General features: G+C 69.4%; 1 pseudogene. It reads left to right on the top strand.

Annotated elements, in window-relative coordinates:
- Positions 1-96 precede the first annotated feature (96 nt).
- Positions 97-432, top strand: a pseudogene (locus tag AC066S_RS39540) (hypothetical protein); the annotation flags it as partial.

Here is a 432-nt window from a genome sequence, read left to right as displayed (position 1 = left end):
GGAGCGGCTGATCCGCTCCGCCCTTTCCGTGCTGCTCGCCTGGGCGGGCGCCAAACTGATTCTGATCTGAGTGCGTCCCACGCGCACCGCCCCACCATGTACCAATACACAGAATTCGACCAACAGTTCATCCGCCAGCGCGCGGACCAGTACCGCGACCAGCTGGAGCGCTTCCAGGCGGGCAAGCTCTCCGGCGACGAGTTCAAGCCGCTGCGGCTGCAGAACGGCTGGTACGTGCAGCGCTACGCCCCGATGCTGCGCGTGGCCGTGCCCTACGGCGAGCTCTCCAGCGGCCAGCTGCGCGTGCTGGCGCGCATCGCCCGCGACTACGACGTGCCCGAGGCCTCGCTGCTGGCCGAAGCGCAGGCCACGCAGGAAAAGCTCGGCGACATCCCGCTCGCCGACGGCCGCCGCATCGGCACGCGCCTGAAG

Source organism: Bradyrhizobium sp. CFUWI (assembly GCF_056429085.1).
Note: the sequence above shows the minus strand (reverse complement) of the source record. Positions and strands in the feature narration are given on the sequence as shown.